We start from the raw sequence: 14,315 nt of genomic DNA on the forward strand, positions 1-14,315 counted from the left end.
CCCTCGTGAACAGAGGGCGTGCGCCGCCTCCGCCGTAGCACGGCTCAGCGCAGCGCGGGCTCATCCAGGGTGAGCGTGCCCGCGTCCGCGTCCAGCACCGCGGGCACCCCCAGCGGCACCGTCAGATTGGTGTCGCCGTGGCCGAAGCCCAGCTCCTCCACGACCGGGACGCCCAGCGGCCCGAGCCGGTCCAGCAGGATCTCGCGGACCCTCTCGTACGGGCCGCACTCCGCCCAGGAGCCGAGCGCCACCCCGGCGACCCCGTCCAGCCATCCGGAGCGCACCAGCTGGGTGAGGATCCGGTCGAGCCGGTAGTCCTCCTCGCCGACGTCCTCCAGGAGCAGCAGTCCGCCCCGGGCGCCGGGGCGGGCGGCCGGGGTGCCGAGGTCGGCGGCGAGCAGGCTGGCGCAGCCGCCGAGGGTGACGCCCCGGGCCCGGCCGGGCACGAGCGCTCCGGCGGGCTCCAGGCCGATCACCCGGGCCGCCTCGGGCTGGAAGAGGGTGGTGCGCAGATGGTCGCGGGTGCGCTCGTCCTTGAGGAAGGTGAGCGCGCCGACCATCGGGCCGTGCAGGGTGCTCACCCCCACCCGGGTCGCGAACGCCTCGTGCAGCGCGGTGATGTCGCTGTAGCCGACGAGGACCTTGGGCCCGGCGGCCCGGACGGCGGCCCAGTCGACCAGGTCGGCCATGCGCTGGGCGCCGTAGCCGCCCCGGGCGCAGAGCACGGCGGAGACCTCGGGGTCGCACCATGCCTCGGTCAGCTCCCGGGCGCGGCGGGCGTCGTCGGAGGCGAGATAGCCGAACGGGGGGCGTTCGTCGCGCACATGGCCCATGACCACCGGGTCCAGGCCCCAGTCCCGCAGGATCGCCAGCCCGTCGTCGAGCCGGTCGGCGGGGACGGGCCCGCTGGGGGCGACCACGGCGACCCGGTCGCCCGTGCGCAGCCGCCGGGGGCGGATCAGCGGGGCCACCGGCGTGGACTCGTGCGTCACGTCAGACATCAGGGGTCAGCTCCAGCGGGGGGATGTCATCGCGGGTGAAGCCGAAGACCCGGGCGTACAGGCCCAGCTCGGCCTCCAGGGCGCGGATCATGGTCTCGGCGCGGCGGAAGCCGTGCTCCTCGCCCTCGAAGGCGAGATAGGCGTGGGGCACGGTGTCCCCCACCCGGTCCAGGAAGCGCCTGCTCTGCGCGGGCGGGCAGATCAGGTCGTCCAGCCCCTGGAGCAGCAGGAAGGGCGCGCTGATCCGGTCGGTGTGCTCCAGCGGGGACCGCTCCCGGTAGCGCTCGGGCACCTCGGCGAGCGGCCCGATCAGGGACTCCAGGTACTGGGACTCGAAGTCGTGGGTCTCGTCGCTGGCCCAGGAGAGCAGGTCGAGTACCGGGTAGAGGATGGTCGCGCAGGCGTAGACATCGGTACGGGTGAGGGAGACCGCGCTGGTCCAGCCCCCGGCGCTGCCGCCGCGCACCGCGAGCCGCGCCGGGTCGGCGCTGCCCTCGTCGGCGAGCGCGCGGGCGACGGCGGCGCAGTCCTCGACGTCCACCACGCCCCACTGGCCGCGCAGCCGTTCCCGGTAGGCGCGTCCGTATCCGGTGGAGCCGCCGTAGTTGACCTCGGCGACGCCGATGCCACGCGAGGTGAAGTAGGCGATCTCCAGGTCGAGCACGAGGGGCGCGTGTCCGGTCGGACCGCCGTGCGCCCAGATCACATACGGGGGCAGTTCGCCGTCGGGCACGGTCCGCTCGGGGTGGCGCGGTGGGTGGATGTGCGCGTGGATCTCGCGCCCGCCGGGCCCGGTGAAGGTACGGGAGACGGGTTCGGGCAGATGGGCGGGGTCGACCGGGTCGTGGTGGGCGGCGCCGATGACCCGGGCGTGCCCGCTGCTGGTGTCCAGCTCCACGATCTCGTACCCGGTGCGGGGGCTGGCGGCGACGCCGACGATCCGGTCGCCGAGGACGGCGAGGGTGGGCGCCCACTCGGTCCACTCCCCCACGGCGTCGGCGATCTCGCCGGTGGTGGGGTCGAGGACGCCGAGGGCGGTGGTGCCCGCGCCGTGCACGACGGCGATCAGCCCGCACTCCAGCGGGGCCAGCCAGCGCTGTCCGATCTTCCACAGCGGTCCGCCGAACTCCTCGTCACGGCCGGTGCTCAGCGGGACGCCCCGCCCGGCGCCGGGCGCGATGCGGTACGGCTCCCACCAGCCCGCCGCGTCGGAGAGGTAGAGGAGGGAGCCGTCGGGCGCCCACTCCACCTGGGGGCAGGACTCCCGCTCCCCTCCGGCGACGGTCCGTACCCCGGTGAAGGGCCCGCCGTCGGCGATCTCACCGACCAGGACCTCGGTGCCGTCCCACGGCATCCGGGGGTGGTCCCAGGCGATCCAGGCGGCCCGGGTCCCGTCCGGCGAGAGCCGGGGGCCGGTGACGAAGCGGTGCCGCCCGTCGCTGAGTTCCCGTACCGCCGCGCGGTCCTGTGCCGCTGACCCGTCCAGCGGTACGGCGGCAATGACCCGTCGTACGTCGGTGGGGGCCGGTCCGGTGGACTCCTCCAGCACGCACCAGACCTCGCCGGTCCCCGGCCGGATCAGGGGGTCGGCCCAGCGCAGTCCGCCGCCGGTGGCGCAGAGCGGGGTCAGCGGGCGCGGCCGGGCGCCGGGGCGGTCCGGTTCGTACGCGTACAGCCGCTGGTCGGGGAAGTGGACGAAGACGACCAGCGGGCCGTCGGCGGACGGGACGGCGGCCCAGGGGTGGCCGCCGTACTCGATGACCCGGCTGCGGACGTTCCACGGCGGCGGCAGGAGGGACTCCTCCCGGCCGTCGGCGCGGCGGCGGATCAGGGCCCGCCGTCCGTCCTCGGCGGGGCGGGGCGCGGTCCACCAGACCTCGTCGCCGACGGCGCCGAGGAACTCGGGCCGTCCGTCGTGGGAGGCGGCGAGGGCGGCGTCGACCGGGGAGGGCCAGGAGCCACAGGGGGCCGGAACGGTCATGGTCACCTCTCTCACGCGGACCGCAGATAGTGGTCGAGCACCCGGACGCCGAAGTGGAGCGCGTCCACGGGGACGCGTTCGTCGACGCCGTGGAACATCGCCGCGTAGTCGTAGCCGACGGGCAGCTTCAGCGGCGAGAAGCCGTAGCCGGTGATGCCGAGCCGGGAGAACTGCTTGGCGTCGGTACCGCCCGCCATACAGAACGGGATGACCCGGCCGGCCGGGTCGAACCGTTCGACGGCGGCGCGGAGCTTGGCGAACGTCGGCGAGTCGACGGGCGCCTGGAGCGGCACCTCCCGGTGGTGGAACTCCCACTCCACATCGGGGCCGGTCAGCTCGTCCATCGTGCGGTGGAACTCGTCCTCGGCGCCGGGCAGCATCCGGCCGTCGATGAAGGCGGTGGCCTGGCCGGGGATCACGTTCACCTTGTACCCGGCGTCCAGCATGGTCGGGTTGGCGCTGTTGCGGATGGTCGGCTCGACCAGGGCGGCGGCCGGGCCGAGCTTGGCGATCAGCGCGTCGGCGTCGAAGTCGGGGCCGTGCACGTCCACGTCGATGTCATGGAGTACGGCGAGTTCGGCGAGGGCCGCGCGGACGGTCGGGGTGAGCCGCACCGGCCACGCGTGCTCGCCGATCCGGGTGACGGCGGCGGCCAGCCGGCTCACCGCGTTCTCCCGGTTGACCTTGGAGCCGTGGCCCGCGCGGCCCCGGGCGGTCAGCTTGAGCCAGGCGGTACCGCGCTCGCCCGCCGCGATCGGATAGAGGGTCAGCCCCTGACCGGCGTGGAAGCTGTACGCGCCGGACTCGCTGATCCCCTCCGTACAGCCCGCGAAGAGGTCGGGGTGCTCGGCGGCGAGGAAGCCGGAGCCGTCGGCGGCGCTGTCCTCCTCGTCGGCGGTGAAGGCGAGGACGATGTCACGGCGGGGCCGGATCCCGGCGCGGGCCCAGGCCCGGACGACCGCCAGCACCATCGCGTCCATGTTCTTCATGTCGACGGCGCCCCGGCCCCAGACCACCCCGTCGCGGACCTCCCCGGAGAACGGGTGGACCGACCAGTCGGCGGGCTCGGCGGGCACCACGTCGAGATGGCCGTGGACCAGCAGGGCGTCGGCGGACGGGTCGGTGCCCTCGATCCGGGCGACCACGTTGGTGCGCCCCCGGGTGCGCTCCAGCAGCAGCGGCTCCAGTCCGGCGGCCGCCAGCCGCTCGGCGCAGTACTCGGCGGCGGGGCGCTCCTGGCAGTCCCCGCCGCCCCGGTTGGTGGTGTCGATACGGATCAGCTCGGAGGTGAAGGTGACGACCTCGTCGAGCGCGGTCCGGTCCACCGGGGTGGCGCCTTCCCTGTCAGCCATACTGCTCCTCCACCGCTGCCGAGACGATCGTGGTGACCGCCTTGAAGGTCCTGATCGCCTCGTACATCGTCGTATGGGTGTAGCGCACCCGGCGCTCGCCGCTGATGGCCACACCGGGGACGACCGTGGACGCGGCGGCCAGGTGCTCGGCGTCGAACTCCAGCTCCATGACATACGGTCCGGCGCCGACCGGCCCGGGACCCGCCGGGTCCCGGCGCCCGGCCACCTGGACGGCCTCCTCGGCGGCGGCGCGGATGTCGGCGGCGGTACGGGCGGGGGTGCGGCAGACCGCCGCGTACCGCGAGACATAGTCCTTGACGGCGACCTTGCGGGCGTCCGGCGCGTAGCCGTCGGCGTCGACGCAGGTCAGATCGTCTCCGGTGACGAGGACGACGGGCACCCCGTACTCGGCGACGACCGCCGCGTTCAGCAGGCCCTCACTGGCGCGGACCCCGTTGAGCCACACACCCGTGAGGGAGTTGGCGAGATACGTGTGGGCGAGGACGCCCTCGGCGCCCGCGCCCGTGTGGTACCCGACGAAGGCGATGCCGTCGACGTCGCCATGCTGCACGCCCTCCACCATGGAGAGGGACTTATGGCGGCCCGTGATCATCTCGACGCGCTCGTCGAGCCGCTCCAGCAGCAGGTTGCGCATCGTCCAGTGCGCCTCGTTGATGAGCACCTCGTCGGCGCCACCGTCGAAGAAACCGAGCGCCGCCGCGTTCACATCCGAGGTGAACATCGAGCGGCAGCGCTCCCACTGGGGAGTGCCCGGCAGCACGTCGGCGGGCCACGTGACTCCCGTGGCGCCTTCCATGTCGGCACTGATGAGGATCTTCATAATTCACTCTATCCCGGCGCCTCGCGGACGATCCTCCGGCCCCGCGCCCGGTTCCTCCGCTGACCCTGCGGCCGTTGGGGCCGGTGCCGGGAGAGTGTGCGGCGGTCCCGCCAGACGCGCTCCCCGCCACACGACGGGGCCTGTCAGGCGGCGGGCGCGCCCAGGCGGCCGGCGGCGGTACGCCAGGCCGCGGCGACCGCGTTGCGCGTGGCGGCGGTGTCATCGGGGACCGTGCCCGTGAGCCGCAGCGGATCGCCGATGTGGACATGGACGGACGGACGGCGCAGCGGCGAGGTCACCAGCCCGGCGAGCTGCTTGGTCCGCGAACCGGACGTGATACGGCGCGCACCGGCCTGCCCCAGCGGGATCACCGGCGCCCCCGACGCGTGTGCCAGCCGGGCCACCCCGCTGCGGAACGGGCCCGGCGCGGTGTCGCCCGAATGCCGGTGCCGGGGCAGCCGCCCCTCCCCGTAGATCAGGACATGCCGCCCCTCCGCCAGTGCCCGCAGCGCCTCGTCCAGCGCGTCGGCCGCGTGCTCGGTGCCCCGGTGGACGGGGATGTGCCCCTCCCGCGAGAGCGCCTGTCCCAGCAGCGGGATCCGCCACAGCCCGGCCGTGGCGAGCACCACCGGCCGCACCTCCATCCGCCGCAGCGCCGCCAGCACGACGCCGGGGTCGATCAGCGAGCTGTGGTTGGCGGTGATGATCCCGCCGTCGCGGAGGGCGGCGCCTGGGGCGGTGGTGACCTGGAGCCGTCCCAGGACGGGCATGACGGTACGCGCGAGTCCGGCGAGCATGAACGATCCTTCCGTACGGCCCCCGGCCGTACGGCGTCTCGGGGCGATGCCTCCATCCTCACCCGCCGCCTCCGCCCCGCCCTGAGTACCCGTACCTACCTCCCCACCCGCCGCGCTACGGGGGTTTCCCCGGGCCCGGCGCCCGGGGGCCACTCCCGGCCGACGGCCCTACGCGCGCAGGACGAGCCATTTGGAGGGGAGCGCTATGCGCGAGCCGTCGGGTTCGTACTCCGTCGTCGTCAGCGGCAGGTCCCCCGACGCCTCCACCGTGAGCCCCGCCGCCAGGAACAGCGCCCCCAGTTCCGCGTCCGGCATCGCCCCCGGCACGATCCCGTGCCGCAGCACGGACCGCACCCGGGGCGGCGGCCCGGAGGGCGAGGAGGAGAGCGCGGCGAGGCGCTGGCCCGCGCCCTCGGCGAGTTCCACCACGAAGGCCCGCCCCCGCACTCCCAGCAGCGTGGCGACGGTGCTGGCGAGCACCGGCCGGTCCTGCGGGTCGCTCTGGTGGAAGACCCCGCGAACGTAGACGTTGCAGTCGCCGAACTCCTCATGGAACGCGGCGACGGCGTCCGGGTCGGCGGCGTCGAGCTGGCGGAAGCCGACCTGTCCCGACAGTGGTCCCGCGCCGGCGCGTTCCGCCGTGCGGCGGGCGAGTTCGGTGGCGGCCGCGGAGAGGTCGACTCCGATGACGGTGGGGAAGCGGTCGGCGAGGAAGAGGGTCTGGGTGCCGTTGCCGCAGCCGAGGTCGACGAGGGTGAGGCCGGGGTTGTCGACATGGGGTTCGTAGAGCGCGAGGTGGAGTCCGGCGGTGAGGGCGGGTTCGGCGTCCCACAGCACCTCTCCGGGTTCGCCGGTCGCCTCGCGCCAGAAGCCCTCCCAGGCGTCCCTGTACCGACGTGACACGCTCATCACGGGCTCCCCACTGTTTGACGGAATGTCAGTAGGGGTCTATCGGGTCCCGGGGGCGAGGACAACCCCGGCACGCCGCCGGGATGGCCGCACCCGGGGGCTCACGGAAGCGGGACCTCGCACCAGACGGCCTTCCCCTCCCCCGTACGGCGGCTCCCCCACTCGCGGCTGAGCGCGCCGACCACCCGCAGTCCCCGCCCGTCGGCGACCAGCGACGGCAGCCCGTGGCCCTGGTCGGAGACCTCGCACTGCACGGTGTCCGCGCGGACCAGCCGTACGCCGACTCGGGCGCCGTCCCCGTGCCGTACCGCGTTGGCGACGAGTTCACCGACGACCTGTTCGACGGCCTCGGCGACCGGGGAGAGCCGCCACTCGCTCAGCCGTCGGCGTACGAGACGGCGGGCGCGGGGCGCCGAGCGGGGTTCGCGGGCCAGTTCCCAGGTGGCGACGGCGTCGGCGGGGATGCCACCCAGCCGGGCCATCAGCAGGGCGACATCGTCCTTGCGACCGCCCCGGGGATTGAGGGCGCGGATGATGGTGTCGCAGGCGTCGTCCATGGAGGCGGCCGGGTGCGCGGCGGAGGCGCAGAGGGTGGCGAGCCCGGTGCCGATGTCCTGGCCGCGCACCTCCACCAGACCGTCGGTGCACATCACGAGCCGGTCACCGGGGGCCACGGGCACCCGGACGCTCTCGAACGGCACCCCGCCGACCCCGATGGGCGCGCCCGTGGGCAGCTCCAGCAGCTCGGCGCGGCCGTCGGCGGCGCGGACCAGTACCGGGGGCACATGGCCCGCGTTCGCGAGGTCGAGGGTGTGGCCGACGGGGTCGTACACGGCGTAGAGGCAGGTGGCGAGATAGGTGTCGCCGAGGCGCTGGGCCAGGTCGTCCAGGGTGCGCAGCAGCCGCGCGGGCGGCAGATCGAGGGCGGCCATGGTCTGGACGGCGGTCCGCAGCTGGCCCATCATCGCGGCCGCGTTCAGCCCGTGGCCCATCACATCGCCGACGACGAGCGCCACCCGGGAGCCGGGCAGCCGGACACTGTCGAACCAGTCGCCGCCGACCCGGCCGAGCGAGGTGCCGGGCAGATAGCGGGTGGCGATGTCACAGCCGGGCGTCCCCGGGGTGATCCGCGGGAGCATGGAGTCCTGGAGCGTCTCGGCGAGGTTCTCCTGATGGGTGTACATCCGGGCGTTGTCCAGGACGAGCCCCGCGCGGGCGGCGAGTTCGGCGCCGGTCACCCGGTCCATGTCGTGGAACTCGGCCCGTCCGGGATGCCGCAGCAGGATCATGAAGCCGAGCACCACCGTGCGCGCCTTCAGCGGCACCACCAGCATGGAGCGCCCGTTGATCAGGGGTCTGATGTCCCGCTTCTCGAACCGCGCGGCGATGGCGGTCCCCATCGCGTCGCTGATCCGGGGCACCAGTACCGGCTCCCCGGTGGTCATACAGCGGAAGAACGGGGTGTCCTCGGGGAACGGCATGGACTCGCCGACCGGGACCACGTCGTCCCAGCGGCCCGGCGGGTCGACGTGTTCGACCGCGACCCGGTGCCACAGCGTCGTGGTGTCCGGCGGGCCGTCGGGGAAGCCCTCGCCCGCGATGACCTGTTCGCGCAGATAGGTCCCGGCGACATCGGTGAAGCGGGGGACGACGGCGGCGGAGACCTCCTGGATGGTGCGGGCGAGGTCGAGCGAGGAGCCGATGCGCCCGCTGACCTCGTTGAGGAACTCCAGCCGCTCCCGGACCGCCGCGTACTCCAGATCGGCGGGCGTCCCGGTGTCCCCGGCGCTCCCCGGCACGGGAGGGACCGGGACGGTCCGCCGTCCCGGGCGCCGGGGGACGCCCCAGTCGGGGGTGACCGGCACCCGCTGGTGGTGGCTGAACTCCAGCAGCGGATAGCCGAGGTCGAGCACCTGGGCGACGATCCGGTTGGCCTCGTGGACGCTCACGCTGGGGAGGATCTCGGGCAGTCCCCGGGCGAGCTCCCCGGCGCCGGGGAACGCGGTGTGCGGGCCGAAGCCGGGGGTGACGCGGACCGGACGGAGTGCGGGACCCGGGTGGGGACCGTCGGTACGGGTGACGGGGTGGCGCCGGAGCGGATCGGCGTCGGTGGCGAGGACGAGCAGCCCCTGGTCGCCCGGGCCGGTGAGCGGATAGGCCCACCAGAGCACGGCGCGCCGCCCGGCCCCCGTACGCAGCCGGGCCCAGCCCGCGGTCGGATACGGGGCGCTCCGCGCCGGGGAGGCGTCGAGGGCGGGGCCGTCGCCGTGCGCCGGGTACGTGTCGTCCTGGGCGAGCGCGCCGGAGACGGGCAGCAGATCGGCGGCGGGGCAGCCCACGGCCTCCTCCCGGGTGGGTCCGAAGAGCCGCCGGGCACCCGTCGACCAGTGGGAGACCCGTCCGTCGCGCGCCGCGACGACCACGGCGAGGGGGATGCGGCCGTCCACGGCGGGGGGCCGTGACTCCGTGGGCGGAACGCCGCTGTCCATGACTGGAGGGCTCCTTAACCCCGTTCGCGGGGACGGGCGGCCATGGACGAGGAGCGGGGCGGCCCGGCCGCGCGGTCGCCGACGCATCGGGCCGCGCTGCGTCGCACGGCCGTGGCACCACCGTACGGGGGTGGGGACACCGGGCGCGGGGCAACGGAGGAAGAGGTGGTGCGCCCGCGCGTGCCGTGGTGTCCACCGGGGCGGCGCTGGTGGGGCGGGACCCTGTCCGGCGCGCCGCGCGCCCAGGGCGCGAGCCGTGCGCGCCGGTCGCGCCCGTCGTCCAGGGCTCGGGCCGTGCGCCCGCTCGCCCGACCCGGGCCCGACCCGACCCGGGAGCGGCCCAGCTGACGCGGCACCGGCCGCGCCACCCCGGCATGACGGGCGTGACCGGCCGGGTCCCGCCGCCGTCCGCGCCGACGCCGGGGGAACGGCGTCCGGGCCTCACCGCGGGCGGCGCCCAGGGCGGGACCCCGTCCGTGCGCGGCCCTCGTCCGGCGGGACCACGGCGGGTCATGAGTGTGGCCGGTCAGGGGACGCGTGACCGGGTATCAGCAGGGCCGGTCATGGGACGCGTGACCGACCAACAGCGCGACCGGTCAGGGGACGCGTGACCGGCGGTCGACCGGCGCCGCCCTGTGGTGGTACGGCACCGGTCGGCCATGACACCGGGCACGGCACCGCCCGGCGGTGTTCCGGCACCGTCCGGCGGCGGCCCGGCGCGGGTCAGCTCGCGGCGCCCCGCTCCGTCTCGGCGGCGAGGTTGGCGAGCACCAGGTCGTAGATGCGCGCGAGTCCCTTGGGGGCGAAGGTCCGCTCGAAGAAGCCCCCGATGCCACCGGCGCCGTTCCAGACGGTGGTGACGACGGCCTTGCAGCGGCCCTCCCCGGCCGGGGTGACGACCCAGGTGGTGACCATCGAGGAATTGCGGTCCTTCTCGACCAGCTCTCCGTCGGTGGGCTCGGTGACCTCCAGCAGACAGTCACGCACCCGCTTGCTGGTGGCCTGGAGCCGCCAGTGCACGAGGGTGCCCTCACCATCGCCGCCTTCACGGACCTCGTACTCGCTGAACTGTGCGGGCAGCAGTCGCCCACGGGTGTTCTCGTAATCGGCCAGTGCGTCGAACACCGTCTCGGCGTCCGCCGCGATGATCCGTTCCGTGGTGGCCTCGACCTGCGCCATCGCGTTCCTCCATGCGGTTGTTCGGGGGGTGGCGTCAGCAAACCACCTCGGCTGCGGTGCCCCAAATCCGGGGGTCCGTGCGGCGCGGCCCGGGGGCCCGTCCGGCGATCATGGGAACACATGTTCTATTCTGGCCGCCCCGTACGACCGAGGAGGCGCCCATGCGCTGGAACCATCTGGCCGAGACCCCCGAGGCCCCCGAGACCCCCCAGAACCCGGCGTACGGCGAGGCGACCGCGCTCTTCGGCACCTCGGCGGTGACGACCAGGACCTTCGACACCCCCGAGTTCCGGGGGATCACCTTCCACGAGGTACGCGCGCGTTCGATCCTCAACCGGGTGCCCGGGGCCTCCCGTATGCCGTTCGAATGGACCGTGAACCCCTACCGGGGCTGCACCCACGCGTGCGTCTACTGCTTCGCGCGCAAGAGCCACAGCTATCTGGACCTCGACACCGGCCTCGGCTTCGACTCCCAGATCGTGGTCAAGATCAACGCCCCCGAGCTGCTGCGCCGCCAGCTCTCCGCACCGCGCTGGTCAGGCGCGCATGTGGCGATGGGCACGAACGTGGACACCTACCAGCGGGCCGAGGGACGGTACCGGCTGATGCCCGGCATCATCGAGGCCCTGCGGGATCACGCCAACCCGTTCTCGATCCTCACCAAGGGGACGCTGATCCTGCGCGATCTGGAGCCGCTGAAGCAGGCGGCCCGGGTGACCGACGTGGGGATCTCCGTCTCGGTCGGCTTCACCGACCACGCGCTGTGGCGCACGGTCGAACCGGGGACCCCCGCCCCCGAGCGGCGGCTGGACGTCGTGCGCACCCTCACCGACCACGGCATCGGCTGCGGGGTGCTGATGGCGCCGGTGATCCCGTTCCTCGGTGACCACCCCGACCAGCTGCGCGCCACCGTACGGGCCATCGCCGCCGCCGGGGCCACCTCCGTGACACCCCTGGTGCTCCATCTGCGCCCCGGTGCGCGGGAGTGGTTCATGGCCTGGCTGGCCGAGCACCACCCCTTCCTCGTACGGCGGTACGAGAGGCTCTACGCGGCCGGGGCGTACGCGCCGACCTGGTACCAGCGCCGCGTCACCCGCCAGGTCCACGAATTGGCGGCGGAGTTCGGCATCGGCCCGGCCGGACGCGGCCTGCCCCGCCGGATCCACTCCTCACCGCACGGACCGGACGGACCCGACGGACCACACGGGCGGGGCGGGCAGGACGGACAGCACGGGCCGGACCGGCCGCATGGCCGGGGCGAGGCGGACGGGGCGCTGTTCGCGCCGGAGCCCCGGACGCCACCCGTGTCCCCGGCGGCAGCGGACCCCGCACCGATACAGCTGAGCCTGCTGTGACGGACCAGCCGTAACGGGCACACCGTGACGGAAGAGAGAGAAGTCATATGTCAGTGGCGTGGGCGAGGATGGGGACATGAGCACCGAACTCACGTTCCTCAACGCCCCCGAGGGCCTCGCTCCCGGTACCGGCTACAGCCATGTCGTCTGGGGCACCGGGCGGTTCATCGCCGTCTCCGGGCAGTGCGCCTTCGACCAGGACCGCGCGATCGTGGGCGTCGGCGACCCCGAGGCCCAGGCCCGTCAGGTCTTCGAGAACATCCGCCGCTGTCTGGCCGCCGCGGGCGCCACGCTGGACGATGTGCTCAAACTTACCTATTTCGTCACCGATATCACCCATCTGCCCCAGATACGCACCGCGCGGAACGAGGTGTTCGACCCGAGCCGCCTCCCCGCCAGTTCGGCCGTCCAGGTCGCGGCCCTGATCGAGCCGGAACTGCTGGTCGAGATCGAGGCGTTCGCCCTGGTCCCGGAGACCCGCGCGGCGACCGCCCCCGCCCGGGACCAGGAACAGGGGTAGGGGCGGGCCGGGCGGTCACGGCCGCGGCGATCGGTGCGACGGCCCCGAAACCCCGGTCCACCCCGGGCGGGGATGACCCGGCGCCGGTGGAGCGCGGCGCGGACAGCACCGATCTCGACGATTCCGCCATGGCGCGCGGTATGACGGTGGCATGCTGAACGCGCTGATACGGGAGGGGCTTGCGCCGTGTCGGCTGGCGGGCAGGTTCTGCCCGTCGCGGGCCCGTCCTGGGGCGCTGACACGGTCGGTCGGGTTCGTGTGGCCCCCCACCGGGTCAGCCCCTTCTCCGGCCTGGTCCGCGCTGGCATGACCGCTCCGCCACGGTTTCCCGGGGGCCAGCCGGTGCCCGCCGTCGCGGGGTGGATCAGGGAAGGGGAAACGTCATCATCATCTCTCTGCGCTCGGCCTTACGACCGGTGCCACGTGTCAGGTCGCGTCGCCGGTTGACCGCGCTGCTGGCCACCGGCGTCCTGGTCGGCTCCGGGCTCGTCGCGGTGGCCGTCCCGGCCGCGGTCGCCGTCCCGGCCGCGCCGACGAGCCCGGCGCCCGCCGCCGCCTCGGTGGCGTACATCGCCAACAGCGCGTCGGACACCGTGTCGGTCGTGGATACGGCCACCGACACGGTGACCGCGACCGTCCCCGTCGGCACCGGCCCGTCCGGGGTGGCGGTGACCCCCGACGGTACCCGGGCGTATGTCGCCAACCGCGGCTCCGGCTCGGTGTCGGTGATCGACACCACCGCCAACGCGGTCACCGCGACCCTGTCCGTCGGCGACGGCCCGTTCGCGGTGACGGTGACGCCCGACGGCGCCAAGGTCTACGTCACCAACTTCCTGTCCGACTCGGTCTCGGTGATCGCCACCGCGACGAACACCGTCACGGCCACGCTCGCCGTCGGCCAGCGGCCGAACAACGCCACGGCGGCCCCCGGCGGGGGCAAGGTCTACATCGCCAACACCAACGGCGCCTCGGTGTCGGTGATCGACACCACCACCGACACCGTCACGGCCACCATCCCGGTCGCCAAGCCGAACGGGGTCGCGGTCTCCCCGGACGGGACCCGGCTCTACGTCAGCTCCCAGAACGCGGCCGTGGCGGCCGTGATCGACACCGCTACCCATACGACCGTGGCCACCGTCCCCGTGGGCAACACCCCCTTCGGTGCCGCGATCTCCCCGGACGGGTCCCGCGTCTATGTGACCAACATCGGCGGCAACAGCACCTCCGTCATCGACACGGCCACCAACACCGTGACCGCGACCGTCCCCGTCGGCTCCACCCCGATCGGCGTCGCGGTGACGCCCGACGGCGGCGAGGTCTACGTCGCCGACAGCAACAGCGGCACCGCCTCGGTCATCGACACGGCCACCAACACCGTCACGGCCACCGTCGCCGTCGGCAGCGGCCCGTACGCCGTGGCGTTCACCCCGGCCACCGCGCCCGCCGCGGACATCGAGGTCGACGTCAGCGCCACACCGCAGCTCGGCCTCCTGGTGCCCTACCTCACCTACACCCTCACCGCCCGCAACACGGGTCCCGCCGCGGTGGCGTCGGCCACCCTCACCGCCACCCTGCCGCCCGGCGCCACCGCCACCGCGCTCTCCCCCGGATGCACCACCACGGGCAGGACGGTGACCTGTGTCCAGGGCGCGATCGGCGACGGCGCCAGCGCGCGGAAGACGTTCCGGGTGCCGCTGCACCTGCTCTCCCTGGGGAACGTCCGGGTCACCGGAACCCGGACCGTGTCCGCCCCGGCCGATCCCAACCCGGCCAATGACACCGCGACGGCCACCTGCACCGTCATCTCGATCCTCCTGGCCACCTGCCCCTGAACCACCCCGTCCCAGGCCACCGGCGATGCCCGGGGCCGGGGACGCGAGAGGGTCTCGTC

11 protein-coding genes are annotated in these 14,315 nt (G+C 74.1%); 3 read left to right on the forward strand and 8 right to left on the reverse strand.

Features of this window, described 5'->3' with window-relative positions; all coding sequences use genetic code 11:
* Positions 1-44: 44 nt before the first annotated feature.
* The 8 genes from ACFVIM_RS24855 to ACFVIM_RS24890 all read right to left on the reverse strand — a co-directional run bounded on the left by ACFVIM_RS24855 (position 45) and on the right by ACFVIM_RS24890 (position 10,549).
* The gene (locus ACFVIM_RS24855; RefSeq protein ID WP_384305243.1) at positions 45-1,001 is read right to left on the reverse strand and encodes an LD-carboxypeptidase; all 957 of its coding nucleotides are present in this window, start codon (positions 999-1,001) and stop codon (positions 45-47) included.
* Positions 994-2,982: an LpqB family beta-propeller domain-containing protein gene (locus ACFVIM_RS24860; protein ID WP_384305246.1), complete on the reverse strand. Its 1,989-nt coding sequence runs from the start codon at positions 2,980-2,982 to the stop codon at positions 994-996. The genes ACFVIM_RS24855 and ACFVIM_RS24860 overlap by 8 nt, the downstream gene beginning before the upstream one ends.
* Positions 2,983-2,993: 11 nt before the next feature.
* Positions 2,994-4,334 (reverse strand): M20/M25/M40 family metallo-hydrolase, encoded by a 1,341-nt coding sequence (locus tag ACFVIM_RS24865; RefSeq protein ID WP_384305247.1) that lies wholly within the window; start codon positions 4,332-4,334, stop codon positions 2,994-2,996.
* Complete coding sequence (locus tag ACFVIM_RS24870; RefSeq protein ID WP_384305250.1) at positions 4,327-5,175, reverse strand: M55 family metallopeptidase; 849 nt, start codon at positions 5,173-5,175, stop codon at positions 4,327-4,329. The genes ACFVIM_RS24865 and ACFVIM_RS24870 overlap by 8 nt, the downstream gene beginning before the upstream one ends.
* 143 nt (positions 5,176-5,318) lie before the next feature.
* Positions 5,319-5,972: a lysophospholipid acyltransferase family protein gene (locus tag ACFVIM_RS24875; protein WP_384305253.1), complete on the reverse strand. Its 654-nt coding sequence runs from the start codon at positions 5,970-5,972 to the stop codon at positions 5,319-5,321.
* Between the two features lie 168 nt (positions 5,973-6,140).
* Positions 6,141-6,881 (reverse strand): class I SAM-dependent methyltransferase, encoded by a 741-nt coding sequence (locus tag ACFVIM_RS24880; RefSeq protein WP_384305255.1) that lies wholly within the window; start codon positions 6,879-6,881, stop codon positions 6,141-6,143.
* Positions 6,882-6,982: 101 nt separating this feature from the next.
* Positions 6,983-9,370 (reverse strand): SpoIIE family protein phosphatase, encoded by a 2,388-nt coding sequence (locus ACFVIM_RS24885; protein WP_384305258.1) that lies wholly within the window; start codon positions 9,368-9,370, stop codon positions 6,983-6,985.
* A 723-nt stretch (positions 9,371-10,093) separates the two neighbouring features.
* Positions 10,094-10,549, reverse strand: a complete 456-nt coding sequence (locus ACFVIM_RS24890; RefSeq protein ID WP_384305260.1) for an SRPBCC family protein — start codon at positions 10,547-10,549, stop codon at positions 10,094-10,096.
* Positions 10,550-10,710: 161 nt separating this feature from the next.
* Between ACFVIM_RS24890 and ACFVIM_RS24895 the strand changes: the two genes are divergently transcribed.
* The 3 genes from ACFVIM_RS24895 to ACFVIM_RS24905 all read left to right on the forward strand — a co-directional run bounded on the left by ACFVIM_RS24895 (position 10,711) and on the right by ACFVIM_RS24905 (position 14,256).
* Positions 10,711-11,904, forward strand: a complete 1,194-nt coding sequence (locus tag ACFVIM_RS24895) for an Rv2578c family radical SAM protein (protein ID WP_384305262.1) — start codon at positions 10,711-10,713, stop codon at positions 11,902-11,904.
* 76 nt (positions 11,905-11,980) lie between these two features.
* Positions 11,981-12,424: a RidA family protein gene (locus ACFVIM_RS24900; RefSeq protein ID WP_384305264.1), complete on the forward strand. Its 444-nt coding sequence runs from the start codon at positions 11,981-11,983 to the stop codon at positions 12,422-12,424.
* Between the two features lie 443 nt (positions 12,425-12,867).
* A complete protein-coding gene (locus tag ACFVIM_RS24905; protein ID WP_384305267.1) occupies positions 12,868-14,256 on the forward strand; it encodes a beta-propeller fold lactonase family protein in 1,389 nt (462 codons plus the stop codon).
* Positions 14,257-14,315 lie beyond the last annotated feature (59 nt).

Origin of the sequence: Streptomyces sp. NPDC057638 (assembly GCF_042800315.1) — a bacterium.
Taxonomy (GTDB): domain Bacteria; phylum Actinomycetota; class Actinomycetes; order Streptomycetales; family Streptomycetaceae; genus Streptomyces.

Bases quoted from the DNA above. Each gene is read 5' to 3' on its own strand.
- ACFVIM_RS24865 (WP_384305247.1), bottom strand. From the start codon at position 4,334: ATGGCTGACAGGGAAGGCGCCACCCCGGTGGACCGGACCGCGCTCGAC.
- ACFVIM_RS24890 (WP_384305260.1), bottom strand. From the start codon at position 10,549: ATGGCGCAGGTCGAGGCCACCACGGAACGGATCATCGCGGCGGACGCC.
- ACFVIM_RS24885 (WP_384305258.1), bottom strand. From the start codon at position 9,370: ATGGACAGCGGCGTTCCGCCCACGGAGTCACGGCCCCCCGCCGTGGAC.
- ACFVIM_RS24900 (WP_384305264.1), top strand. From the start codon at position 11,981: ATGAGCACCGAACTCACGTTCCTCAACGCCCCCGAGGGCCTCGCTCCC.
- ACFVIM_RS24860 (WP_384305246.1), bottom strand. From the start codon at position 2,982: ATGACCGTTCCGGCCCCCTGTGGCTCCTGGCCCTCCCCGGTCGACGCC.
- ACFVIM_RS24855 (WP_384305243.1), bottom strand. From the start codon at position 1,001: ATGTCTGACGTGACGCACGAGTCCACGCCGGTGGCCCCGCTGATCCGC.
- ACFVIM_RS24875 (WP_384305253.1), bottom strand. From the start codon at position 5,972: ATGCTCGCCGGACTCGCGCGTACCGTCATGCCCGTCCTGGGACGGCTC.
- ACFVIM_RS24870 (WP_384305250.1), bottom strand. From the start codon at position 5,175: ATGAAGATCCTCATCAGTGCCGACATGGAAGGCGCCACGGGAGTCACG.
- ACFVIM_RS24880 (WP_384305255.1), bottom strand. From the start codon at position 6,881: ATGAGCGTGTCACGTCGGTACAGGGACGCCTGGGAGGGCTTCTGGCGC.
- ACFVIM_RS24895 (WP_384305262.1), top strand. From the start codon at position 10,711: ATGCGCTGGAACCATCTGGCCGAGACCCCCGAGGCCCCCGAGACCCCC.